Source organism: Pontibacter cellulosilyticus (genome assembly GCF_014306105.1).
In the GTDB taxonomy this organism is placed as follows: domain Bacteria; phylum Bacteroidota; class Bacteroidia; order Cytophagales; family Hymenobacteraceae; genus Pontibacter; species Pontibacter cellulosilyticus.
The window spans coordinates 920,198-942,895 of the sequence record NZ_JACRVF010000001.1 but is presented as its reverse complement, the minus strand read 5'-3'; the positions used below and the strand labels follow the sequence as shown (position 1 = coordinate 942,895).

The following is a 22,698-nucleotide window of genomic DNA, read 5'->3' as shown; positions in this document are numbered from 1 at the left end:
GTTACAAGACTAATGCTGTCATTTCGAGCACCGCGAGAAATCTCTTCAGGATTTTATTGAATTAGTTTTAAATAGATTTCGCGCGCTGCTCGAAATGACAGTTTTTCTTACTCTGATTTTGGAGCCATCACACCTGCTTTTACCTTTAATTCTAGCCTGTTTTCCTTCGGCGGAATAGGGCAGGAGTAGTTGTAGTTATAGGCGCAGAAAGGATTGTAAGCTTTGTTGAAGTCAAGCAGAATGGTATCGCTCTTAGGGATACGCAGGTCCAGGTACCGGCCACCGCCGTAAGAGGTAAAACCGTTTGTAGCATCGGTAAAAGGCAGGAACAGGTAATCCTCGTAGCCTGCTTTCTCGCGCAGGGCGTGGTTCTGGAAAACAGTTAACACATAGGGCTGGCCCTGAAGTATAAAATGCAGTTCGCCATACTTTTCATAAACAGCTTTTCGGCTGGTGGTGGTAGGCATTTCGAAAGGCAGCTGGTCGGGAGTACGTACAAACTTCGCCTTTACACGGAAGCTGCTGTCTGCCGGGAAAAATGCCAGTGCTGTAAATTTTTTTTGTGCGACTTTGGTCAGGGGAGACCTTTCCGGGTCTGCGAACTCCTGGTTAAGTTCCTGCTGAAAAGCTGCTATTTCCTGTTGCCAGTTCTGGCTGTTTTGTTCCTGTGCCTGGACTAATCCAGCCGAGAGAAAAAACGCCAATGCAAGTATAAATTTACCTTTCATTACAACACGCTTAGTTTTTTGATTACGATTCCTCTGTCTGTTCTTATCTGCAACAGGTACATGCCTGGTTTGGCAGCTTCCATATTTACTTCCAGTTTTTCAGGACGTGGTTTGATTAGCGAAGCCGTATGCACCAGCTCTCCTACAGGAGTATAAATTTTCACATCCTGCACATCAAAATCAGCATGCAAAAAGCTGATGGTAAAGTTACCCGAAGTCGGGTTCGGGAAAACATCGATGGCCTGCGCCGGAGTAAGGGCTTCCACCACGAAATCTATAGTACTTACAGCTTCGCCACCTATACCTTTTATTTTGATCTTACCCGTAGTGGCACCGCGTGGCACTTGTACTTTAAACACTGACTCAGAAGCTTCCAAAACTTGCGCTTTTTCACCGTTAAAGGTAACTTCATCCTGCACGCCGAGGGCAAGGAAATGGGAACCGGTGATTTCTACTGTAGTACCTACTGTTCCTATTGCCGGTGCCATAGCCACGAACACTGGGCCAGGAATCACATCAAAATAAGTAGTACTGGTTGCTTTGCCTCCTGGAGTTTCTACAGTTACAAAACCAGAGGCAGCCCCTTGTGGTACCTGCACTGTCAGTTGGGTGTTAGTTGCCTGCAGCACCTGTGCCTTTACATTCCCAAACAGCACAGTGTTGCGTTCGGCAGTAGGGGAAAAGTTCTCGCCGTGTATTTGTATGGTTGCGCCAACAATGTCAGTGGTTTTGCTTAAGCTGCTGATTTCCGGTTGGTGCCATACCACATACTTTGATGCACTTACAGTTTCACCTCCTATTGTTGTAATGCTAAAGGAACCTGTAACAGCCTCGTTCGGGACTTTAACAACCAGAGCATTTGCCGTGTTACTGATGATCTCGCAGGTGTAGTTGCTCAGTTTTATACTTTGGATCAGGGTAGGGCTGAGTTGCTGGCCCTGCAGTGTTACCGTTGAACCAATTACACCCTCTATTGGGCTAAAGCTGCTGAGTACGGGTGGCTGGTATACTTCAAAAAATTCTGTTGATGTTGCTGTACCGTCTGCTGTTACAACCTTCAGTTGGCCAGTGGCAGTGGCTGATGCTGGTACCAGTACTTTTAGCTCGGTTTCAGAAGCGCTTACCACTGTGGCTGCCACGCCGTTAAAGTATACTTTGTTTTGAGAGGCCGTTGCAGAAAACTTGCTGCCGCTAAGTATAACTTCTGCTCCATACTTACCGGCAGCCGGCGCAAAGCTGCTGATGGCAGGAGTAGCGATAATTTCTTCGCGTGTCAATTTTACTGCATCTACTACCACAGGAGGCATATCATAAATGCGGTTAACTGTGGTGTTGGTGCGTACCGGCGAGTTAAAATCGAAGAAGATGTCGGCAAAGTTCTCCACGGCTGTTTTCTCAGCCAGGTCTGCTTTGGGTTTAATGCTGAACTGGATGTAACCATGGCTTCCCGGTTCGTTCGTGGTACTGTCTGACAGCATGATGTTATCAAAGGTCCAGGTGAGAACAGGTTTGCCTTTGCCGCTTACCTCAAAGCGTGCCGTATGCGAAGTAGAGCCAAGCTCCAGTGTGCTCAGGTCCAGGTTTTCAGATAGCGTGTCTACTACCACTACTCTGTAGGCCACATCAGTACCCGTATTCTGAAACCGTATTTTATACTTTAGGGCCGCGCCTGTCGGGGTATAGTTTTCCTCCGTAAGACCTACTGGCGAAACCAGTTTGTCGTTCGGGTCATAGGAGTCGATGATAGGTAGGCATTCTTCTGAAACTTCGGCCTCTTCATCGTCGGTTGGCATGGCATTTACAAAGCCGGTGCTGTACGGTACCGGAGCTGGAGTGGCTGTGATGCGGCAGGCTTCTACGGTGGCGCTGGCTAATGTATTGTCGCCGCTGCCAGTAGGTTGCTCTGCCTCCAAGCGAGCGGTTTTGCCCCCGTTCGGGATCCACAGCACCAGGCTATCACCGGCTGCCAGTTTATACTCTTCAACCGTAGACAGCTGCCCATCCAGGTATAATTTAAATACTTTGCGAGTATCCATGTCTAGCTGACCGGTGTTGCGGAGCACAAAACGCACCATGCCTTTCTCAAAGTCACACTTTCCTGTAATAGTGGCTACTGCTGTTGGCGGCGCTACTGGCCCATTGTTCCCTGGCGTAATCCAAGCTTTTGTGCAAACGGTAAGGCCGCGTATACTTTCGTCGCCGCACACTACCTTATCCTGTATGGTTATCACACTTGTCTGGCCTGGATTTACCGTGCCGGCATCAAACACATACGTGCCGTTTGAAATGCGTGTGTAGGGTTTGTCCGCTGAAAGCAGTTCTACCTCTTTGGGCAGTTGGAAGTATACTTTAGCGTTATTAGCCGGAGCAAAGCCATTGTTGGTATAGGTAAGTTTGGTGGTGCTGTCGAAGCAACGGCGGCGGCGCGTGGAGGAGACGCTGACGCTGAGGTTGGGGGAGAGGATGAACTGGTTAGAAAAGTTTAAACCATTTGACACGTTTCCAAGCGAGGTAAATTCTATCTCCTGTACAGGGTCACACACATTTATCTTTTTACCAACAACTGATGCGGGTAAGATCTGGGTTATACTGTATTTGCCTTCCTTCACTTCGAGCGTATACTTCCCGCTCTTATCAGTTATAGCATAATAAGGACCGGGAGCGGCCTCTACAATAATTCCGGCAAGCCCTGGATCTGCGCTATCCTTGATGCAGTTATCATTGCTGTCCTGGAAAATAGTGCCGGTAATGTAGTTGGCGTTGGAGTTGCCTGCTTCTGAGCCATCGGTAAAGCAAGTAACAGTTTTCTGATAGCCTGATACGTAGACTTTTGTTCCTGTTGCATTTACTGATATTTTGCTTCTCAGGTAGTTTACCAGATGGGAGTGGTAAGTACTGTTAGCGAGTAGAGTTCCTGTTGCCGGATCATACTTTTTCATGTAGCCATGCTCCGTTACAAACATATTATTGTGCATGTCAAAGTCAATACCTACCGCTGTTATTCCCCATGCGCGGTCGAGTGGCACAAAATCTCTTACATGCTTCCCATTCAACTCATAAATCTTGATGCCTTTTATCAAAGCAATGTACAGCAGGCCGTTGTTGTCGAATTCATAAGGAACGCGTCCATTAATTGGATAGTCAGCAAAGTTGATCGGTGCTCCTGTCTCATTATTGATGAAAGATAATCTACTGACAAAAGAGCCTGCAGGATTGTATTTATACAGGTATAAACTATCCGCCACATATATAAAACCAGCGGGGTCGATTGCCATGTAAATTGGCTTAGCGGGTGCTTCGGGCTCAGACTGACCAGTGGTTGCAAATGGTGCAAAACGGGAGATGAATTCACCTCTGGCGTTAAACTTCTGAATGCCTCCCTTCGCATCATTGGAAAGTACATATACATTTCCATGCGAGTCCATTTTCATATCAATAAGAAAGCCTTCAAATTTACCGGGTAAGTTTCCTTTTCCGCCAAAAGTTAAAAGATGCATTCCGTTTGTATCATACTTTTTAACTAGCCCGGAGATAGAGTTTGCAACAAAGAAGTTGCCTACATCATCTGACGCGGCAATAAGAGGAGAATCTATCAAGCCTCCTTCCGTGCCTGTTTGTCCAAAACCCATTAAGAAAGTGCCATCAGGCGAGAACTTTTGTATTCGTGAAGGTTCTATTAAATCAGCCACATAAATAAAGCCGGCTCCGTCTACAGCAAGCGATAGTTGACTGATAAACTCTCCATCATTGCTGCCTTTTTTACCAATGCGTTTTATTAATGCGCCTTGTGGATTAAAGACTTTGATCTGATATTGAGCAATGTCTGCCACATAAATATTGCCATTGTGGTCTACTGTTACATCAGATGGGTAAAAAATGGCTTCGGGATTAGTTGAGGAGCCGATAAGGCGCAAGAAAACGCCGTCCTTTGTAAAAACCTGTATTCTGTAGTTGTTACTATCGGCTATATATAATTTCCCATCCTTATCGAAGGCTAGCTGAGTAGGCATGTTAAACTGCCCTTGCTCTGCACCGAAGGAGCCAAACATTAAGATCAGATTTCCATCTGGATCGAATTTTTGAATCCGGTGATTTTGCGTGTCGGCTATGTAAATGTTACCTTCTTTGTCAACTGCGATACCTTTGGGATTATTGAATTGCCCCGGTTCAGATCCTGCCACACCGAACATGGGTGTAACGCTACCATCTTGTGAGATCTTATGCACAGTATTGCCCCACCCGGTAAGTGTATACGTGTTGCCTTGGCTGTCTTGGGCTATACCTGTACTGCTGTTAAAGTCGTTGTATCTGCCAGGTTGGTGGTGCTCTTTTATAAACTTACCGGAGGTATCAAAGATCCGTGTTGTGTAACTGTCGGCTACATGAATGTTTCCATCATTCCCGATGATGAGATCATAAGGGTTATTGAGGCTGTTCCCAAGAACATAGGCTGGTGTATAGTTTTTAACCTGGCTAAAAACAGGTGCAGTAAAAATCAGAAAGGATATAAGAAGTAAAGCTGTTCTCATAGGCAAAAAGGGTGAATGCTGTAAGTATGGCTATCAGGCTGTAAATGTAATAATTAAAGTATAAATATACAGCTATGCTTTATCCCAGCTAAGTCCATTTCTGAAAAACACAGCCCGTGTTACATTTTAAGGTTTTATCTTTGTGCGTGCCTTCTTAGGGGCACCTAACCAAACCGATAAAGACACATGAGCCATACTTACACTGGTAAGGTGATGTGGTCGCACCTGGATGCCAATATGCACATGCGCCACTCTGCCTATGCCGACTTTGCCGCACAAGCCCGAATTGAAGCCCTTGAACAACTGGGGTTGGACCTGAAGACTTTCCAGCGGCTGCACATCGGGCCTATACTTTTCAGGGAAGAGACTATCTACCTGCGAGAGGTAGGCATTAACGAACAGGTAACTGTTACTACCGCACTCACCAGCAGCAGAAAAGACGGCTCGAGATGGGCTATAAAGCACGAGATTTTTAAGGAGGGTGGTGTAAAAGCCGCTGAAATTAATGTAGAGGGAGCCTGGATCGATACCTTAAAGAGAAAGCTGGCTACCTTACCTGATGAACTGGCCGAGCAGTTTGCTCACCTTCCAAGGGCAGCTGAATTTGTGGAATTATAAATTAGCAGTGCTGTTACTTTTTCTAACTTATAAGCTAAGTTCAGCATAACAGTATCAAAAGAAAAGGCGCTTTGCAGGCGCCTTTTCTTGTGTAGTGGTACCTACTTTGTGAAGTGCCAGTTTTTCATGACTGCTCCCGGAAACTTTCCCGTTTTCCCGTCAGCAAAAGTATAGCTTACATCCAGCACCTGAATTAAGATCCGATCACCGACTTTATGTGGACCTTCCCAAATCGAAAAGTCAAAAACGTCACCCTCTATTTCGACCTCAGCAAGAGGGCGCACATCCCTTACATAATATGCCTTTGCTTTAAGTACTTTAAAATTCACGTTTTTATCGCAATCCGGATTATTGTTTACCACAAGCTTCACCTTCGTGATGGGCAAACTATCTTCAGGAAGCTGTTTGTTCAGTTCGTTGTAGAGCACCAGGTCTGGAGAATTGCAAGGGGTGTCCTGTTTCTGGGGCTTACTTTGTGCAGTGGCAGTAAGTGCTGCAAACAGGAATAAAGTTAGTAATAGGTATCTCATGTGATTTCTTAATCTATTTGATGGTAAGCCGTGTGAAAACCTGCTGAGTATAAGGTATCTTTTGCTCTTTGTCAGTAACCAGGTACATTCGGTTAACAACAACAGAGATTTTATCACCTGTCTTCATTTGCGGCAACCAATGGGCAAGCATTAAATAAGAGCCTGTTATCAAGTGCTGAGATAGCATCTGTTCGCCTCTGATTAAATAAGCCGCCCCTCTCACAATTTCATATGCTGTGCCTTTAGAGCACTGTGCATCTGGCTGTATTTTAATTGTAAGTGATACAATACCTTCAGGAGCTGTGCCTGTAAGTTCTTTATCGTTATGGTATAATTTGAGAGTAGGAGCGGGGCAGTTCGGTTGTGCAGAGGCAACAATAGTTAGGCATAAGAACCCAAAACAAAGTATAAATCGCAACATTGGCATATTAGAACTTTAATTGAGAAGCAAATATAAAGATGTTTTGCGAGCACTATGATACATAGCGGCTTAAGTTATTCTAGCTAAACCTAGTTATAAAACAAATTTCTAAGTTCTATGTTAAATTTTCATTCAATTAACAAATTTAAATTACTAATTATTGTTGATATCGTACAATTGATTAGAAGACTTGCACTACCTTATGGAAACACTTGAGCTTGCTATAGCATGGGAGAAGGAGTATGTAACAATGCGTTATTGCTCAGGAGAGCACTTTATCTGGAACGAGTGGAGAGGAGCCATAGCAAGTGTAGAATTACGTGAAGCTATGATTTTCTCGTGCGATTTTATATTAAAAAATAATGTCGAGCTGATTCTGGCTGACTATACTTTAATGATTGCCCCTAGCCTTGATGACCAGGTTTGGATCGCAAATCACACTGCAGAACTTTTGCAACATAGTAAACTCCGAAAAGTAGCTAATATTATGGCGCAGGATATGTTTCAGCAGTTAGCTATACACACAATCTATGGCATGGCATCTGAAGTGCCGCTGCCTTGTGAGTCTAGGGATTTTGTAACGAGAACAGACGCTCTGAAATGGCTTTTTATGAAATAAACCAACAGATAGTTTGATAATGTATTAAATCAGCAAGAATGAACCAACGAATACGGTGCAGGCATAAAAAAAGCCTTACGTTTGGCGTAAGGCTTTTCTGTTATAAGGTGACCACAAGTTAGGCACGCTTAACATTTACGGCGTTAAGGCCTTTTCTGCCTTCCTGAAGTTCGTAAGTTACTTTGTCATTTTCTCTAACTTCATCAACCAAACCGGTTACATGTACAAAGTACTCTTGGTTTGTGTTGTCGTCCTTAATGAAGCCAAAACCTTTTTCGGTGTTGAAGAATTTTACTGTTCCGTTGTTCATAAATTTTTGATGTTATTGTCTTGAAGACGTTTAGGGAGGTAAATTTGTTCATAATATTTTACAAAATGCAGATTTTATTTTAAAAAATCGCCCTAAACTGTAAAATAAAGCATTTTATCAATCGTAGTTTATTTTGGTGATAAGTCTAAGTATAACGTTAAGGGTAGACATTTATAGTATAGTTAACTTCATAAAATAGCCTAATGTTGTGTTGCTTACAGGAATACGTAGAGGCGTTTCTTTTGGAAATAAGCAAACAAAAAGCCCCTGTACTACAGGGGCTTCTCTTTTTTCATAGTTTAGGTAGATTGGTAGTGTAGCATTAAAGCTGTGAACGATGAAGTATTAAGTATTACATTTTAAATGAAAGCTAATTTAAATGGATCGCCATTAACTGGTAGGCGAGGCTTCTGATGGCAGTTGCTTTTCCAGGTTATGCCACTCCAGGTTACCTGCTTTAGCTCGTTTATCCATCTCACATTTGCTAACGCCTCTAACGCCTAGCATAGTAAAAGTGAGCAAGACTAGCATAGCTACTGCTGCAATTACTGGTTTCATAGTTTTAGTCTGCATACGTTTCAGGTTGTGGTGTTCGAATTTTTAATTACAAGTAAGATGCCATAAGTATAAGTGTCTTTATATCAATATATTGTATGTTTTAGCTGGCTGTACAGATGTCCTAAACCGGACATTAAAATGCATCATTATGTACGTTATCGAACAGTATTATTAATTTAAGAATATATTGTTATGATGTAATAATTTATCGTATAACTTTAGGTCAAAATCTCACTTTTATGAGCGCATCCAAAGAACTCTTCATCTGCCAGGTTTTAAAACCTCAAAGGCTGATATTTACTATATTTACCCGCCCCGCTCAGCACGATGCTTACAAGCAGGCAATGTTGCAGGTCTATTCTACTATCAAAGAGCATCAGTTGGAAAACTGGATCATGGACTCTACTAAAAGTAACTTCACAATGCAGGACCAGAAATGGTCTGTGGAGCAGCTGGGTCTTTTGCTACAAGATACACCGCTGCTGAAAGTGGCAATGGTGCGGGGCCAGGATGCTATACTACAGATTGTTGCAGAGGCTATGAGGAAAAAAATCTACACGATCTTTGGCATGCGAAAAGAACTGCAGCATTTTGCTACACTCGAAGAGGCACTACACTATGTAGCTCCCGAAACGAACAATGACACAGCTCTATTAAAACTCAGAGCAGCAATGCATGTCTCGTAACAGCTGACAGATTACCCTTCTCCTGCTTATATAGCAGGCATTAAGTTTTATAGCATCATGTGCTCAATCGTTCAGAGCATTTCTTCAGCTTTCGCGGCTTATCATTTTAACAAGCATCGAGAGTAGCATGTGTGACTTTACATTCAAATTGATCATTTCTAAAAACCTTTTTCTCATAACAGGGTGAATTGTGGTTAATGATCTATTGCCTTATAAATAAAGTAATATTAATTCATATTTAGTGAATAAAACTAATAATTCCAAGTTGTAACTGCAATACGCATTTATGATGATTTTTTTTTGTGTAATAATATGTGTAACCACTTAACCCCGGTTACATTTCCTGTACAAGGGGTGTTTCTCCCAGTTTACCGGCCCTGGAACCCATATAAAGTCTTGTACCTAATAAAGCAGTCTCGGCTACCAACATTACTAGTATAGACGGGGCAGCAATGCCTTTTATGTCGCTGTAGGTTATCAGTAACATGGCTACAAAAGGCAGTATAACTAATAGCTTATCAAGCAGGCTAAGAGGGGGCACGGTAAGTATGGCCAAAGCGAAGTTTATAAAAATAATAATGGCAAAGGTGTTGGTAAGCGGCAGACTGTACCTTGCTGCAATCATTATTAACAGGCTAAATGCCAAACCTATCCAGCTATACTTATTCTGCCCTAAAGCATCGGTACGAGTTGGCAATATTTCATGCGTGGCCATTGGGTTAAACAGGAAGCTGAACTTTTGCCGCTCCATGAACAAGAGTAGCAGGTTCAGGCTCAGAAATACAGCATTTACATACGGAGTTCCAGTCCAGTTCATGGATACGGTAACGGCAAGTATGGCCACATTCATGGGCACCAGCATAATAGCACCAAGTAAACTAAAGCGCTGCGACATCAACAGTGCACCGCATAGTACCTGGAAAACAGCCACAACCTGTGCAAATAGACCCAAGCCGTGCTTTGCCAGCGCCTCCTCCATTAAATGTGGGCCTATTATCTGTCCAAACTGCCCATGCGATAACTTACAAACGCCGGCCGAGAAGAAAATGTAGCCCAGAAAGAGCCGGATTAGCACAGTGAAAACGTCTTTATTTTTGATCATAGTTTTGTAGGTGGTTAGGAGTCGTAAAAATTTTGCTATCAGTAAGTTAATACATCAGCTTTTCATATCTAAATAAATTATACTAACCCCCGAATTTCCCCTACAAAACTTGCTACCCGCTGGAGCAGAAACAAAAAGAGAGGCATTTGCCTCTCTATATTTACTTCCAGATAAGTATCAGTGTGCCGGCAAGTATGGTGCCCATACCGAGCAGCAGGCGGGGCGTAAGCGGCTCCTTCAGAATAAAATAGGAGAGAAGTACCGTTACCACAATGCCTGCCCTGTCAATGGTAGCCACTACCGATATGTTGGCTGTTTTAATGGCTTTAAAGTATAAGATCCAGTAAACGGCTGTGCAAAGTCCGGCCAGTACCAGCCATAGCATCGTTTTATTGTCTACAGCCGAAACGCCTCCTAAAGCGCCGGCATACCAGGCGTTGGCAACCACCATGGCCAGTAACACGCTTGTCCGGATCACGAGGGCAACGTGCTCGTTCGCGCTGCCCATTCCCATCTTGGCAAAAACCATTGCCACACCTCCCATCAGCATTGCCATAATGGCGTAACTCAGCCACTGCTCCATATTTATACTTGTAAGTTTGTAAACAAAGCGCAATACTACTGTAAGTTTTTGGCTATTCTCCGGTGTTGGCTAAAATTTTTTGTATAGCAGCGATTCAGAGGCGTGCAGCGTAAGTATAAGCCTGTTAAGCAATCATACTTTAACGTATAAAGTATACTTTACCATGCCACATGTAGCCACAATTACTTTTCACGGTAACCTGCAGGATTTTTTAAGACCTGCTGTAAAGCGGGTGCCGGTAGCTTACACGTTTGCCGAAACCCAGTCTGTAAAAGATGCCATTGAAGCCATTGGAGTACCTCACACAGAAGTAGCCGTTATTTTGAGAGGAGAGGACCCCTTAAATTTTTTTGCACGCCTTAATCCTGGAGATGAACTGCACATTTACCCGCACGAGCAGAGCAGGAAATGGCCTGAAGGCTATTGTTTGATAGAAAACCCGCCAAGGCCTTACAAATTTATACTTGATGTACACTTGGGTACACTAGCCAAAGCGCTGCGCATGCTTGGCTTCGACACCTGTTACCAAAAGCAGTTTGCCGATGCAGAGATCGCACAGATTGCCCGGGACCAGGAGCGTATTGTGCTTACCCGCGACATCGGGCTCCTAAAGCAGAAAATAATAAAGCATGGTTACTGGCTAAGGTCGCAGCATACTACAGAACAGTTGCAGGAGGTGATAGTAAGGTATAAGCTACAAGAGCAGTTTGAGCCTTTTATGCGCTGCCTGCGTTGCAATACCGTGGTAAGTGCTGTACCCAAAGAGGATGTGCTGGATAAACTACCCCCGAAAACCCGCTTGTACTTTAACGAATTTTATAAGTGTATCCCATGCGACAAAGTATACTGGAAAGGATCTCATTATGAGCACATGCAGCAAGAAATCGCAAAACTGCTACAGAAGCATGAGCCTGGAGTTTGAAGACGTTAAAATGTTAAAGAAAAGAGGGAGAGCTGCAGGATGAATAGAGGTAGGTGTTGCTTGCTAAAGGTGCCGCTCTCCCGTCTTTGATTTACTTCAGATGTGCAATAATTAAAGCTAAGAGACATTTATCCGGTGCAGCAAAGCGGTTGCGCATGCTGCTCTTTAGTTCTATACGCTATGCCTATACTTTGGTAGCATAGGCAATATAATAGCCAGTGTTTACTCACCATTTATACCAACAAATACGTACCAGTCAGCACTAATCGGTATTTAGACAGTTATACAGGTAAAATGGGTGCAATGCCTGAACAATGCTTATTGCAAGGCGTAATTCCTATTAACTATCACGTAATGTTTACATAGGTTAAACTTACAAGATGTATGAAAGGCAAAAGAGGGCCATACCTAATTGGGTGCTGAGGATGGCCCTCATTTAGTCTTACCTGATCCCTTATTTCAATCCTAAGTACTTACGGTCATACTTCAGACCAACAGGCCACACAAGTTTTGAAGTTGCCCGTACGTCTGCCCTGAAAGCTTAATGATGCAAGAAAAAATTAACAACCTCTCTTCCCATGGCTCTACAGTATTGGCAGTAGTACCGGAAGAGGCTGTAGCAGCTCCCGCTTCTGCTGCTACAAGCGCTATACAGGAACACAACTCCGTCAACGAGTCTAAACGCCTGCTTTTTAAAGGTGATACTATAAGTATAGCTGCCAGTTCTCCCATTCATCAGAATTAAGCGAGATGTTGTACAGCGACTTTATCCGCTATAACTACGGTCAACCTTATCAAAAGCAGTACAGTGCTGTGGTAACAGAACGCCTGAAGAAAGTATAATCGTTTATAAATCAACTCATCTTCTTTATAGTAGCCGTTATTGTTGCTGCTGAAAACTGCTAAGTCTGGTTTGCGTGTTGTTTTATTTCTCAGAGTATTAAATACAGCTTTGTTTGGACATGCTGAGTAGTTTGATGGCTCATTATAACACAAAATACAGCTTGAATCGTATGCGTGTTATATTAAAACCCAACTCATTTGTATGTCATCTGAAAGCAACAGTAGACCTGTTCATAAATCCTTGAAAGAGTATGCCCGCGGCATAACAGGAGGGTTGCTGTTCAGTTTTCCGCTACTTTATACGATGGAGGTATGGTGGGCTGGTTTTATAGCCGAGCCCTTGGATCTGATGGTGTTGGTAGCGGTTACTTACCTGCTCCTGCTTGGCTACAACCGCTTTGCCGGCATGCACCCCGAAGCTTCTTGGAAGCATGTTTTTATAAACTCTGTAGAAGAAATGGGTATAGGTTTGCTGATTTCCTTTGGCGTGCTTCTGATGCTGAACAGGATACAGCTGACGGATATGAGTATAGATGAGGTAATGGGAAAGGTTATCATAGAAGCAATGGCTGTTTCCATTGGAGTTTCTATTGGTACAGCACAATTGGGAACTAAAGAAGATAATAAGGATAAGACAGAGCAGCAATCGGATGAACGCAGAACAAAACTTGGCTTTTTTGTGCTAGGTATCTGTGGCGCTATTGTAGTTGGAGGTAATGTGGCACCTACCGAAGAAATAATTATGATCGCTGTGGAGGCTGCTCCGGGCCATATCTTGGCCATGGCCATTGTATCCCTTTTTATAAGTGTGGTGGTTGTATTTTTCAGCAATTTTAAAGGCACAGTAAGCAAAAGCAAGAAATTACTATTCTTCGATATGGCCTTCGACACTTGTGTTAGCTATGTAACTTCACTGGGTGTCTCTGCCTTTGTCTTATGGTTTTTTGGCAGGTTTGATGGCGTTAGTTTCTGGGTGGCTTTTCAGCATGTTATTGTACTCGGAGTGTTAGCCTCTTTAGGAGCCTCAGCTGGCCGGCTTTTGATAAAGTAAACATAATTTAAATGGAAGAGAACAACGAGCTGGGAAACAACAAAAAGGGTAGTCAGCAGAACGGAAGTGATGAGCGTGATAATAAAAAGAACTGGCTGGAGTGGGTTGTTTTTGGCATAAGCCTGTTGTTGGTGCTATCCATATTGGGTTACCTGGGCTATCAGACTTATACCCATAAGCCATCTACAGCAGATCTATATGTACAAAGCTGGCCTGACCCTTCACAGAACAGTCCTAACCGGTACCATGTATTGCTTGAGAACAAAGGCGGCGCCACGGCAGAAACGGTAATAATTGAACTGGCACTGATGAAAGGTGATCAGGAGGTAGAAACGGCCCAACTGGAGATAGCATTTGCACCACAGGAATCTAAAAGGGAGGGCTGGGTTGGCTTCAGGAATGATCCCGGTAAAGCCGATACATTGATAGCAAGAGTAGTAAGTTACAAAAAACCATAATTACACTTTGTGGATCTAGATGATAACAAAACGGAAAACGGCTGGAAGCAAATCGCCTAGTAAACAAGTACCCATTCCAAAGGGCTGCCTGTTGGCTATTGGCGGCAAGGAAAGCAAAGGTGATAGCCAGCAGACTGAAGACCAAAAGCGCAATGTTGACTTTGAAAGCGAAGAGATTCTGAAATTTTTCAAGGAGAAACTGAAGGGAAAGAACCCTACAGTGGCGTTTCTTCCAACTGCTACCACAGAACCAGAAGCTGTTGCAAAAGAGTATGTTCGCTTGTTCAATGAGCTTGGTTTAAGTAAGGTAAAGGTGCTAGACATCAGATCTAGGGATGATACGCAGGATGAAGAGTACCTGAAGGTAATTGAACAGGCCGATGGCATCTATTTTTCAGGCGGAGACCAGCTGCGGCTAACTTCTATACTGGGCGGAACCAAGCTGCTGCAGCTTATGAAAGAAAGGTTTACTTACGACAACGTACTGGTAGCAGGTACTAGCGCCGGCGCAACAGCCTTATCAACGCCAATGATCTATGAGGTAATGTCGAAGGGTGGGTTTATTAAAGGGGATGTACGCATCACAACCGGGCTGGAGTTTCTGAAAAATATTGCTGTAGATACCCATTTTATACAGCGTGGCCGCCTGGTAAGAATGGCGCAGTGTATTGTTACGAATCCTGGATGTATAGGGCTTGGCCTGGAAGAGGACACGGCAGCTTATATTACGGAGGGCAAAGATCTTACTGTAATAGGCAGTGGATTGGTTACTATAGTAGAAGGTATGAAGATGGTCGGTACGAACATATATGATATTGAAGCCGGAGAGCCTTTTTCGGCTAAAGGATTAACTGTACACCTGTTAAGCCATGGCGAAAAGTATACATTTCCTATTTACGATCAGCTTCACATATAATAAGAAGTATAGGGTCATACATTTCCGTTTAAACCTAACTGGTTTTGATAAATTGCAAGATGTTTACTTGTAGCTGACAGGTTTGTGAGCAATTTTGCAGCTTCATGGTTTAGCAGCGATAAAAGTACCCAAAAGGGGTGTATGGCGCAGCACATGGCTAGTGTAATGATGTTTGTGATAGCTTGGAGTGCTATGCTGACAGTTCTAAAAGGATGAGTTAATTCAAAAATAAAGCTCTGAGTAATAACCAGTGCGATAATTCTAATTGCCACATGCTGACTGTTACTTGGAAGTAGCACATAGTTTGTGCAGCTGAAAAGTACCTGCTATAACATATAAGCTAGATTTTAAGAACACAATTATACTTTCAGCACCAAGTCAGCAATCAACTCATACGATTTCAATCTTGCCTGGTGGTCATAGATGTGCGACGCGATCATAATTTCATCTACCTGTGTGTCATCAACAAAAGACTGCAGTTCCTCTTGTACTGTTTTTGGTCCTCCAACAAAGCTGTAGCGCAGCATCTGTTGAACAGCATACTGCTCCGAAGCATCCCACAGGCCATCCATACTTTCTACAGGTGGTTTTTGAGGATTAGCCGTACCTCTGATCACGTTCAGGAACGCCTGGTATAGTGTAGTAACTAAATTGTTGGCTTCGGCATTTGTATCAGCTGCTACTACATTTACACAGGCTATGGCATAGGGTGCCTCCAAGTTATCAGAGGGAGTAAAGCTGTCGCGGTATACTTTGAGAGCTGCCTGTAACGCTGCAGGAGCAAAATGGCTGGCAAACGCATAGGGCAGTCCCATCAGCCCGGCCAGGTGTGCGCCAAAAGTGCTGGAGCCAAGTATCCAGATAGGTACGTTGGTACCTTCACCGGGCACAGCGCGTACGCGGGCATTGGACTGCACTGGCCCCAGGTAAGTTCTCAATTCCTGCACATGCTTCGGAAAATCTTCTACAGATTCGATTAAGTCTCTGCGCAGGGCTCTGGCTGTGAGTTGGTCTGTGCCGGGTGCGCGCCCTAAACCAAGGTCAATTCTGCCGGGGTATAGTGTTTCAAGTGTACCAAACTGCTCTGCCACTACCAGCGGCGCATGATTCGGCAGCATTATGCCTCCAGAACCAACCCTAATGTTTGATGTGCCGCCGGCAATGTAGCCGATCAGGACCGTGGTAGCAGAACTTGCAATACCCTGCATGTTGTGGTGCTCCGCCAGCCAGTAGCGGGTATAGCCCAGTTTCTCAACGTGCCGGGCCAGATCCAGGCTGTTCTTAAAAGATTCTGCTATGGTTCTACCCTCCAGTATTGGTACTAAGTCCAGAACGGAGAATTTTACATCGGAAAGCTTTTTCTGCTGCGCTGTGCTGCTCATGTGGCTCAATCTCTAATTTAAATGCACTACCAGTTAAGGTTACATAAGTTTATACTTAACAAGTAAGTTGATGTTATGCATGATGCCTTTCAGAGGAAAGGGCTATAATTAACCGATTGCGGTAAGTTGGCTGTACAGCTAGTCCTGGTAGAGCTTAAAATCTTCTACTTCCTGTACGCCACGAAGCGGTAAATCGCCAAGGTGCATATCCCCGACACGTACCCTTACAAGGCGCAGCGTAGGAAAACCAACAGCGGCTGTCATTTTACGCACCTGCCTGAATTTGCCTTCGGTAACGGTAATGGATACCCAGCTGGTAGGCCCATGCCTATCGTCGCGGATTTTCTTTGTGCGTGGAGCAAAGTCCGGGGCTGGATCTAAACGACGTGCTTTGCAAGGGAGTGTCTTATACATGGCTTCGCCGGAGCCAATCTCCAGTCCCTGCTGCATTAGTTCAATGGCTTCTTCTGTTATAAGGCCATCTACCTGGGCGTAGTATTCTTTTTCTACATCTTTGCGGCGCACCCTTTCGCTCATCTTACCGTCAGTGGTAAGCAGCAACAGGCCTTCGCTGTCTTCGTCGAGGCGACCAATGGACATAGTGCCTTCCGGAAATTCGAACAGCTCGCCGAGTAATTTATTTTGCTTGTGGTTGCTTACAAACTGGCAGATGTAGCCGTAGGGTTTATGTAGTATAAAATGCCTGTGCATTTTTAGGTATGTAAAGAAAATTAAACAACTGCTCCGGCTATTCCTCTTTGAGAATATGCCCTGAGTCTACTATATTTTTACAAAGCTCCGATTTAATGGGCTAAAAGCCAAGCTAAGATAAGTCGGGCTTCATCTGGCTTGTAGTTCAAAACAATACTTTATATTGCGTTATAAATACTTAAATCAATTAGCCCTGCTGAAAGTATAAGTATAAAATCAATGAAACCTCATGCATAATTACCAGCTCTATTTCAGTAATTGGCGGCACCTGCTGGTGCTCACGCTGCTGGTGCTGGTGCTCGTGCATCTTATCTCTCCTGCAAATTTCCCATTTATCGAAAACTATAATTTCCCCTGGCGGGATTTTGCGGTACATTTTATCGGAACACTTATTCTGTGGGAGCTGCAGATGTGGACCATCAGGAATGTTTATAAAAAAGGTCTGTTTGAGAATGGCTTTTCTATGCAGCTGCTTTTGAAGGTGCTAGGGATAAACATGGGTATTTTCGCACTTTTATACCTGTGTTATGCACCATTTGTAACGGTAGTAGTGTATGGTAGGCCTATAAGTCTGTATGCGCTTTTAGTGGGGCTATTGCTATCGGTGGTGCTGGCCCTGGTCATAAACGGTATTTACCTTTCGCTGGAGCTCTATAACTATTGGCAGGAGAGGCAGGCAGCGCCAACTCAGCCACAGGAACAAGCTACCGCCGAGGCTACCCCTCCCAAAGACACGCTGGTGCTACAGGCAGGAAAGGAGCAAGTGCAGGTACCGGTACAGCAATTGGCATACTTCTACAGCGAAAACAAGATTACATTTGCTGTTTTTACTACAGGCCGCAGAATGGCTACAAACTATACTTTAAGCGAGCTGGAGCCGCTGCTCCCGCCACAGGACTTTTTCAAAATCAGCCGACAGGTTATTTCTCACCGGCAGGCGATTCAGTCAGTTAAAAAAGACGTTAATTTCAAGCTTTTGCTTACGCTCCAGGCAGAGGGGCAGCCACCCCGAACAGAAACAGTAAGCCGCTACAAGGCTGCAGAGTTTAAGGATTGGTTCACCCTGAATGGTTAGTAGTCACCACTCAGTCATTTTATCCTGACCATTCAGCTGAAAAGGCCTGATATTAATCGTTAAGCCACATTTTATCACGTTCATTTGTGTAGATGTTTCACCAAAACTAAAACACATATGAACACACAACTCGAACAAACACTTCAAGTAGGAGAGAAAAAACAGCTTCCTTTTATCACTTATATCGGCCTTTATCTGGCACTTGCTTTACCTGGTATCTTCGTAATGGTGTCTGGGCAAATAAAACCTGGATGGGTGCTCAGCGAGATCTTTTTCTGGTCGCTTACCCTATTGATACTGGTAATTGTAGTGTTGTATGAGCGACAGCCGCTCAGCTCTATCGGGCTGGGCAAGTTAACCTGGCGCAGCGTTGCCTGGGGTATAGGGGCCGGCCTTGTATTGTTCGTATTGTTCGGACTGTTGCAGGGGCTCGTTAAATTAATTGGACTTCCTATATCCACAAGCGCTGCAAAGCAAATAGGCGAGATGCCTGTGTGGGGAATTTTCTTACTTGCACTTCGGGCTGGCGTAATGGAAGAGGTTTTGTTCAGGGGCTATCCTTTTGAGCGCCTGCTTACTTTAACAGGAAGTAAAGCGGTTGCTGCCATAGTACCTCTGCTGGTATTTATTATAACACACTTGAGCTGGGGGCTAGGCCATTTGATCTTTGTAACAGCTGCAGGTGGTTTAATTACCTTGCTTTACCTCTGGAAGCGTAACCTTTGGATCAACATCATAGCTCATTTTCTGGTAGATTTTATAGCCTTTATGATGATTCCGCTTCTATTAGCGAAGTAGTGCCATTTACGTACAGAATAGCTATGAAAAAAGGGGGGAAGCAGTAATCTCTGCTTCCCCCCTTTATGTTGCTTCAGCGGCTAGTTGCTTCTTTTCAGTATTAATTCCCTGGCCATGCGTTCCATGGAATGCGGCTTAGTATAAGTATAAGCCCAATACCGTAAAAAATAGCGATGCTTTTAAAACCGTTACCAGTTCCTACCATGCGTTTTGCTCTTGAGTAACCAATGGTAATAAGTACAACGGCAATAATCATAGTAAGCGGGTGCTCCAGCACATAAAGCCTGGAAACGGAGTTCTTCATAAACCCTTCTGTTGCGCCGTCGAGGCCAAGTGGAGAAACGAAGTATAAAATCACTCCGATTACCCACTGCAAGTGTGTAGGTATCAAGCCTAGGAGGCCTAGTTTCCTGTCTTTATCGGTGAATGGCTTATTCCCAAACCAGCCTGCTAGTGCGACTAGTAAGCTTATAAGTACCCCAGCTAGCACCAGGTAAGTCATGTAAGAATGTAAATGCTGTAAACCTGTATACATAGTATCGTTTAGATTAATGTGTCGGGCGTAAAGGTATAAATAATCAGCTAAACCTGTTTAATACTGCTGCGGAGTTTATGCTGTTTTTAAAGATGAAAAGGAGTTTAATCTAACTTGTTTCAGCAGAAATCTAAATAATATGGAATTAGACTTTAGTGGTAATCACCGTCATACAACCAATCCAAGGCAGCCTCTTTGCTGATAAATAGTTCGAATTTGGTTTTAACCTCAAAGTCTCTTTGTTGCTCTATGCCGGAATATATCCTAGTGGCGTCCATCAAGGCCAGACCTTCTTTTGTAGTTACGCGGGCAAACTTCTTTAAAGTTGATTTTTTAAGAAGAGGAGCAACAGTTTGCAGTAGCCAGTTCTGGTCTGAGAACTCCAGGTAATGTATGGCACGCGCATCGCTAAGCCAATATTCAATTTTGTTGTCGATTGTAATTGCAGCCAGCTTCTGGAATAGTTGCCTGAACTTATCGCTGCTCGGGTGCTTATACCACTCTACGTAAATAAAGCTCTGTTTCTCATCTATTTCTACTTTCAGATACTCATCTTCGTAAACTGTTTGTAGCTGAAAATTATGTTGAGAAGCTAGATGCATGAAGAAGTTTAATTAAAGCGCTGCAAAGTTATACTTATACTAGCCGAATAACAAGTATAGTTCCTCAAATTACAGGAAGATGATTAATGTCATTCGTCTCAAATAGTGAGTTAATCGTTGTTTAGTCTGTTTCTAAATTACACGAAAGCGGCTCTTTCTCGCAACCCCATAGTGCCAGATGTGAGTATATTTTAAGTATAGTTTAGAATGTAGAACTAAAATTATATACCTATGGAAGCAACATGCAATCACTGCACCCACTGGGAGCAAGATCAAAATAAAGTACAGCTACAAAGTAAAGACTTTGGCGTTTGTGATGAATTAACCGGTCAGCACGCGATGGAACCATCTTACGTGTTACCGCTTATACACGAAGGAGTAGAAGACAAAAAACCTCGTCAGTTCGAGATGATTACAGGAGCTAGTTTTGGCTGTAACCATTTCAGCGAACGCAAGCGCTGGGTTTAGAATATAATTGAAAATTAAAAAGAATAAAAGCAGAAGCTGCACCCTTTACGCAGGTGCAGCTTCTGCTTTTATATTTTAGCGGCTAAACGGCAGTATAGCAGTTATGGTGGCTTTAATAATCTTTCGGATCATGTTTTTGTTGGACTCAACACCTGTGGCTCCCACGGCCATACTTCGCCTTTCCAACAGCACGGTATTGCGCCAGACGCCATTTAATTCTGCAATCTTTTCGCGGTAACCGATTTCTCGGAAGCCGTGCTTTTTCTGGAGTTTTATACTTGCCCTGTTCTCCGGAAAGGTGGAGGAGTGGAGGGTCCAGATGCCGTTGGCCTCACTTTCGGGTATAACCTTTTGCATGAGTTGGTCTCCAATACCCATACCACGATAAGCTGCGGCTATGTAAATACTGAACTCGGCTACGCCACGGTAGCAGTACCTGGCAGACACCGGTGACAGGGCAACCCAACCGGCAACTATGTTTCCAGCAAGGGCAACAAAACGGCTGTGCTGGTGATGGCTGCTATCCCATTGCTCCCAGGTTGGCACTTCGGTGTTAAAAGTAGCTTCACCGGTTTCCAAACCTTCTTTATAGATCTGCAGCACTGCCCCGGCATGTTCCGGTAACATAGTTAGTATATTAATCTCCGACATAAAGTTTAATGCAGCAACTTGTTTATTTACTTTGATTCTCTTTGCCAGGCTACAACCGTGCAGCAGGTTTTATGTACAGCAGCCAATTTATCAGAAAAAATAAAAGGTTTACGCAGGTATGTAGTCAGAAATACTAGCGTTAGCACTATAACCGGCTGATATAAGTACTGCGGTGTGTGCATGTCTGTTGCAATAGCACCTCCAAAGTAACTGCACAGAAGAACAAAGCCGAGGCCGATGGTACGGGGATGCAGGTACAGCAAAAACGCCACAAGTGCTACCAAACCAAAAAGGCGGCCATACGCTGCAATTCCCAATACCTCAAATTTTACAGCAATGTAGGGTACAAACAAGAGTTTGGTAACTACGCTGAAAGCCAGCAGGAAATAGGTTACAGCCATAGTGGCTGTAACCCAAGTTTTGTTTATCTGTAGCATTGCGCTTATTTTGCTGTTGTTAATTTATTCTCAGCCATCACTGCCGCTATCTCTGCTTTCATTGCCTCCAGGTCTGCCTTAAATGTTTTGCTTTTCAGAAGATGCGCCACAAACTGTTCGGCAAATTCACGGCCTGCCTCTGAGTCGCTTGGGTAATGCACACCGCGTATCTCCCTCGAAAAAGCCATGTCATACGCATTGCTCAGAAACTGGTCTTTATACTCCGGCAGCAGGTGCCCCAACAGGTAGGCATGCACGTGCGAGGCAGAAGAATGGCCGCTGGGGTAAGAGGCATGGCCAGGTGCTTCCAGGTTCTGAAGGCGGGGCTCAAGGTGGTACGGCCGGGCTCGGTTAAACTGAGCTTTGAGTGAGAAAAAGTAATAAGTAGCGTCCTGTATCACGTTCTGCAACACGCGACTGGTAACCGGCAACTGCTCCGGGTTAAACCAGGGGCCAAGATTGCGGCCAACATAAAACAGGCTGTTTGTGTTGCGGCTGTAGTCCGGGTCGTTGGGGTTTACGGTGAAGGGGTCGTGGTACACAACAGCCATGGTATCTGTCAGAGCCGCATCCTGTGCAGTACGTTTTGCTTGCAGCCCGAGCAAGAAGTCCAGTTCTGTCCTGGTTTGCTCGGAGCTGTTGGCAGGGTAGGGTTTTATTTTAAAAGTTTGTACAGGTACATCCAAGTAAACAGTGCGCATCTTCAAGTAAGCTCCCCGGCGAAAGTCTTTCATAGGAAAAGCTATACTTTCCAGCTCACCGCCTTTGGAAGCTACACTACTAGTGCTGATGGTTTTATAATGATCTGTTTCTGGCGACAGGCTTTTATACTTTATACTTTTCTGCTGGCTTGTCTGCGCCTGTACTGTAACAGTTGTCAGGAACAGCATTCCTAACAGCAAAGTATAGATCGCTTTCATCGTTGCTTTATTCGGTGCCTGCTGGACCTTGCAGCTACATGTGCTGCCAGAATCTATTTTGTTTACTTCGCGTTGGTTTGCTTTTGCCTTCAGGAAATCCAGTTCCTGCTTAACCTGTGCTGGTGTGGCGTAAATGTACATCGGTTCCATAGTCTGTTGCTTAAGTCGTTTTGGTTGATTTTGACCTGATGACGGGGAGAGGTTGCAAAAGACGCAGGCTGCGCAAAAAAAAATATCTGAAATCA

General features: G+C 44.1%; 25 protein-coding genes. 11 read left to right on the top strand and 14 right to left on the bottom strand.

The features are described 5' to 3' along the window. Positions 1–107: 107 nt before the first annotated feature. Together H8S84_RS04115 and H8S84_RS04110 are read right to left on the bottom strand one after the other, a co-directional pair. A complete protein-coding gene (locus H8S84_RS04115) occupies positions 108–728 on the bottom strand; it encodes a DUF1684 domain-containing protein (RefSeq protein WP_187065983.1) in 621 nt (206 codons plus the stop codon). Further along, a complete protein-coding gene (locus H8S84_RS04110) occupies positions 728–5,257 on the bottom strand; it encodes a DUF7619 domain-containing protein (RefSeq protein ID WP_187065982.1) in 4,530 nt (1,509 codons plus the stop codon). Before H8S84_RS04110 ends, H8S84_RS04115 begins: the two co-directional genes overlap by 1 nt. Positions 5,258–5,443: 186 nt before the next feature. On the opposite strand from H8S84_RS04110, the gene H8S84_RS04105 reads away from it, so the two are divergent. Continuing rightward, positions 5,444–5,875, top strand: coding sequence for an acyl-CoA thioesterase (locus tag H8S84_RS04105; protein ID WP_230407036.1), 432 nt, complete (start codon positions 5,444–5,446; stop codon positions 5,873–5,875). Positions 5,876–5,976: 101 nt separating this feature from the next. Here the strand turns inward: H8S84_RS04105 and H8S84_RS04100 are convergent, their stop codons facing one another. Beyond that, positions 5,977–6,405 carry a hypothetical protein gene (locus H8S84_RS04100; protein ID WP_187065981.1) on the bottom strand — a complete coding sequence of 143 codons (429 nt, stop codon included), beginning with the start codon at positions 6,403–6,405 and terminating at the stop codon, positions 5,977–5,979. Between the two features lie 623 nt (positions 6,406–7,028). Between H8S84_RS04100 and H8S84_RS04095 the strand changes: the two genes are divergently transcribed. After that, positions 7,029–7,445, top strand: coding sequence for a hypothetical protein (locus H8S84_RS04095; RefSeq protein ID WP_187065980.1), 417 nt, complete (start codon positions 7,029–7,031; stop codon positions 7,443–7,445). A 118-nt stretch (positions 7,446–7,563) separates the two neighbouring features. Here H8S84_RS04095 and H8S84_RS04090 read toward each other — a convergent pair whose 3' ends face one another. Together H8S84_RS04090 and H8S84_RS04085 are read right to left on the bottom strand one after the other, a co-directional pair. Then, positions 7,564–7,755, bottom strand: coding sequence for a cold-shock protein (locus H8S84_RS04090; protein ID WP_187065979.1), 192 nt, complete (start codon positions 7,753–7,755; stop codon positions 7,564–7,566). 390 nt (positions 7,756–8,145) lie between these two features. Further along, positions 8,146–8,313, bottom strand: a complete 168-nt coding sequence (locus H8S84_RS04085; RefSeq protein ID WP_187065978.1) for a hypothetical protein — start codon at positions 8,311–8,313, stop codon at positions 8,146–8,148. 239 nt (positions 8,314–8,552) lie between these two features. On the opposite strand from H8S84_RS04085, the gene H8S84_RS04080 reads away from it, so the two are divergent. Further along, positions 8,553–8,999, top strand: a complete 447-nt coding sequence (locus tag H8S84_RS04080) for a hypothetical protein (protein WP_187065977.1) — start codon at positions 8,553–8,555, stop codon at positions 8,997–8,999. 334 nt (positions 9,000–9,333) lie between these two features. Here H8S84_RS04080 and H8S84_RS04075 read toward each other — a convergent pair whose 3' ends face one another. Together H8S84_RS04075 and H8S84_RS04070 are read right to left on the bottom strand one after the other, a co-directional pair. Then, positions 9,334–10,101: a DoxX family membrane protein gene (locus H8S84_RS04075; protein ID WP_187065976.1), complete on the bottom strand. Its 768-nt coding sequence runs from the start codon at positions 10,099–10,101 to the stop codon at positions 9,334–9,336. Between the two features lie 160 nt (positions 10,102–10,261). Then, positions 10,262–10,684, bottom strand: a complete 423-nt coding sequence (locus H8S84_RS04070) for an EamA family transporter (protein WP_187065975.1) — start codon at positions 10,682–10,684, stop codon at positions 10,262–10,264. Positions 10,685–10,763: 79 nt separating this feature from the next. Here H8S84_RS04070 and H8S84_RS04065 point away from each other — a divergent pair, with 79 nt between their 5' ends. The 5 genes from H8S84_RS04065 to H8S84_RS04045 all read left to right on the top strand — a co-directional run bounded on the left by H8S84_RS04065 (position 10,764) and on the right by H8S84_RS04045 (position 14,874). Continuing rightward, on the top strand, positions 10,764–11,606 hold the full coding sequence (locus H8S84_RS04065; protein ID WP_230407035.1) for a Mut7-C ubiquitin/RNAse domain-containing protein: 843 nt from the start codon (positions 10,764–10,766) through the stop codon (positions 11,604–11,606). A gap of 544 nt (positions 11,607–12,150) precedes the next feature. Continuing rightward, entirely contained in the window at positions 12,151–12,351 is a 201-nt protein-coding gene (locus H8S84_RS04060; protein ID WP_187065974.1) for a hypothetical protein, read from the top strand. Positions 12,352–12,651: 300 nt separating this feature from the next. Next, entirely contained in the window at positions 12,652–13,500 is an 849-nt protein-coding gene (locus tag H8S84_RS04055; protein WP_187065973.1) for a TIGR02587 family membrane protein, read from the top strand. Positions 13,501–13,511: 11 nt separating this feature from the next. After that, a complete protein-coding gene (locus H8S84_RS04050) occupies positions 13,512–13,958 on the top strand; it encodes a hypothetical protein (RefSeq protein ID WP_230407034.1) in 447 nt (148 codons plus the stop codon). A 19-nt stretch (positions 13,959–13,977) separates the two neighbouring features. After that, entirely contained in the window at positions 13,978–14,874 is an 897-nt protein-coding gene (locus H8S84_RS04045) for a cyanophycinase (RefSeq protein WP_187065972.1), read from the top strand. 359 nt (positions 14,875–15,233) lie between these two features. Here the strand turns inward: H8S84_RS04045 and H8S84_RS04040 are convergent, their stop codons facing one another. Further along, complete coding sequence (locus H8S84_RS04040) at positions 15,234–16,256, bottom strand: LLM class flavin-dependent oxidoreductase (RefSeq protein ID WP_187065971.1); 1,023 nt, start codon at positions 16,254–16,256, stop codon at positions 15,234–15,236. 138 nt (positions 16,257–16,394) lie between these two features. Further along, positions 16,395–16,967: a pseudouridine synthase gene (locus H8S84_RS04035; RefSeq protein WP_187065970.1), complete on the bottom strand. Its 573-nt coding sequence runs from the start codon at positions 16,965–16,967 to the stop codon at positions 16,395–16,397. 229 nt (positions 16,968–17,196) lie between these two features. Here H8S84_RS04035 and H8S84_RS04030 point away from each other — a divergent pair, with 229 nt between their 5' ends. Further along, positions 17,197–18,042, top strand: a complete 846-nt coding sequence (locus H8S84_RS04030; protein WP_187065969.1) for a LytR/AlgR family response regulator transcription factor — start codon at positions 17,197–17,199, stop codon at positions 18,040–18,042. Between the two features lie 117 nt (positions 18,043–18,159). Further along, on the top strand, positions 18,160–18,840 hold the full coding sequence (locus tag H8S84_RS04025) for a CPBP family intramembrane glutamic endopeptidase (protein ID WP_187065968.1): 681 nt from the start codon (positions 18,160–18,162) through the stop codon (positions 18,838–18,840). Between the two features lie 100 nt (positions 18,841–18,940). Here the strand turns inward: H8S84_RS04025 and H8S84_RS04020 are convergent, their stop codons facing one another. After that, positions 18,941–19,375, bottom strand: coding sequence for a hypothetical protein (locus H8S84_RS04020; RefSeq protein ID WP_187065967.1), 435 nt, complete (start codon positions 19,373–19,375; stop codon positions 18,941–18,943). Positions 19,376–19,527: 152 nt separating this feature from the next. Further along, on the bottom strand, positions 19,528–19,977 hold the full coding sequence (locus H8S84_RS04015; protein WP_187065966.1) for a hypothetical protein: 450 nt from the start codon (positions 19,975–19,977) through the stop codon (positions 19,528–19,530). 231 nt (positions 19,978–20,208) lie between these two features. Between H8S84_RS04015 and H8S84_RS04010 the strand changes: the two genes are divergently transcribed. After that, positions 20,209–20,445 (top strand): hypothetical protein, encoded by a 237-nt coding sequence (locus tag H8S84_RS04010; protein ID WP_187065965.1) that lies wholly within the window; start codon positions 20,209–20,211, stop codon positions 20,443–20,445. A 75-nt stretch (positions 20,446–20,520) separates the two neighbouring features. On the opposite strand, the gene H8S84_RS04005 is transcribed toward H8S84_RS04010, so the two are convergent. The 3 genes from H8S84_RS04005 to H8S84_RS03995 are packed head-to-tail and all read right to left on the bottom strand — an operon-like array spanning position 20,521 to position 22,603. Continuing rightward, positions 20,521–21,096: a GNAT family N-acetyltransferase gene (locus H8S84_RS04005; protein WP_222621567.1), complete on the bottom strand. Its 576-nt coding sequence runs from the start codon at positions 21,094–21,096 to the stop codon at positions 20,521–20,523. Positions 21,097–21,122: 26 nt separating this feature from the next. Further along, positions 21,123–21,533, bottom strand: coding sequence for a hypothetical protein (locus tag H8S84_RS04000; RefSeq protein ID WP_187065964.1), 411 nt, complete (start codon positions 21,531–21,533; stop codon positions 21,123–21,125). 5 nt (positions 21,534–21,538) lie between these two features. Continuing rightward, on the bottom strand, positions 21,539–22,603 hold the full coding sequence (locus H8S84_RS03995) for a phosphatase PAP2 family protein (protein WP_187065963.1): 1,065 nt from the start codon (positions 22,601–22,603) through the stop codon (positions 21,539–21,541). Positions 22,604–22,698 lie beyond the last annotated feature (95 nt).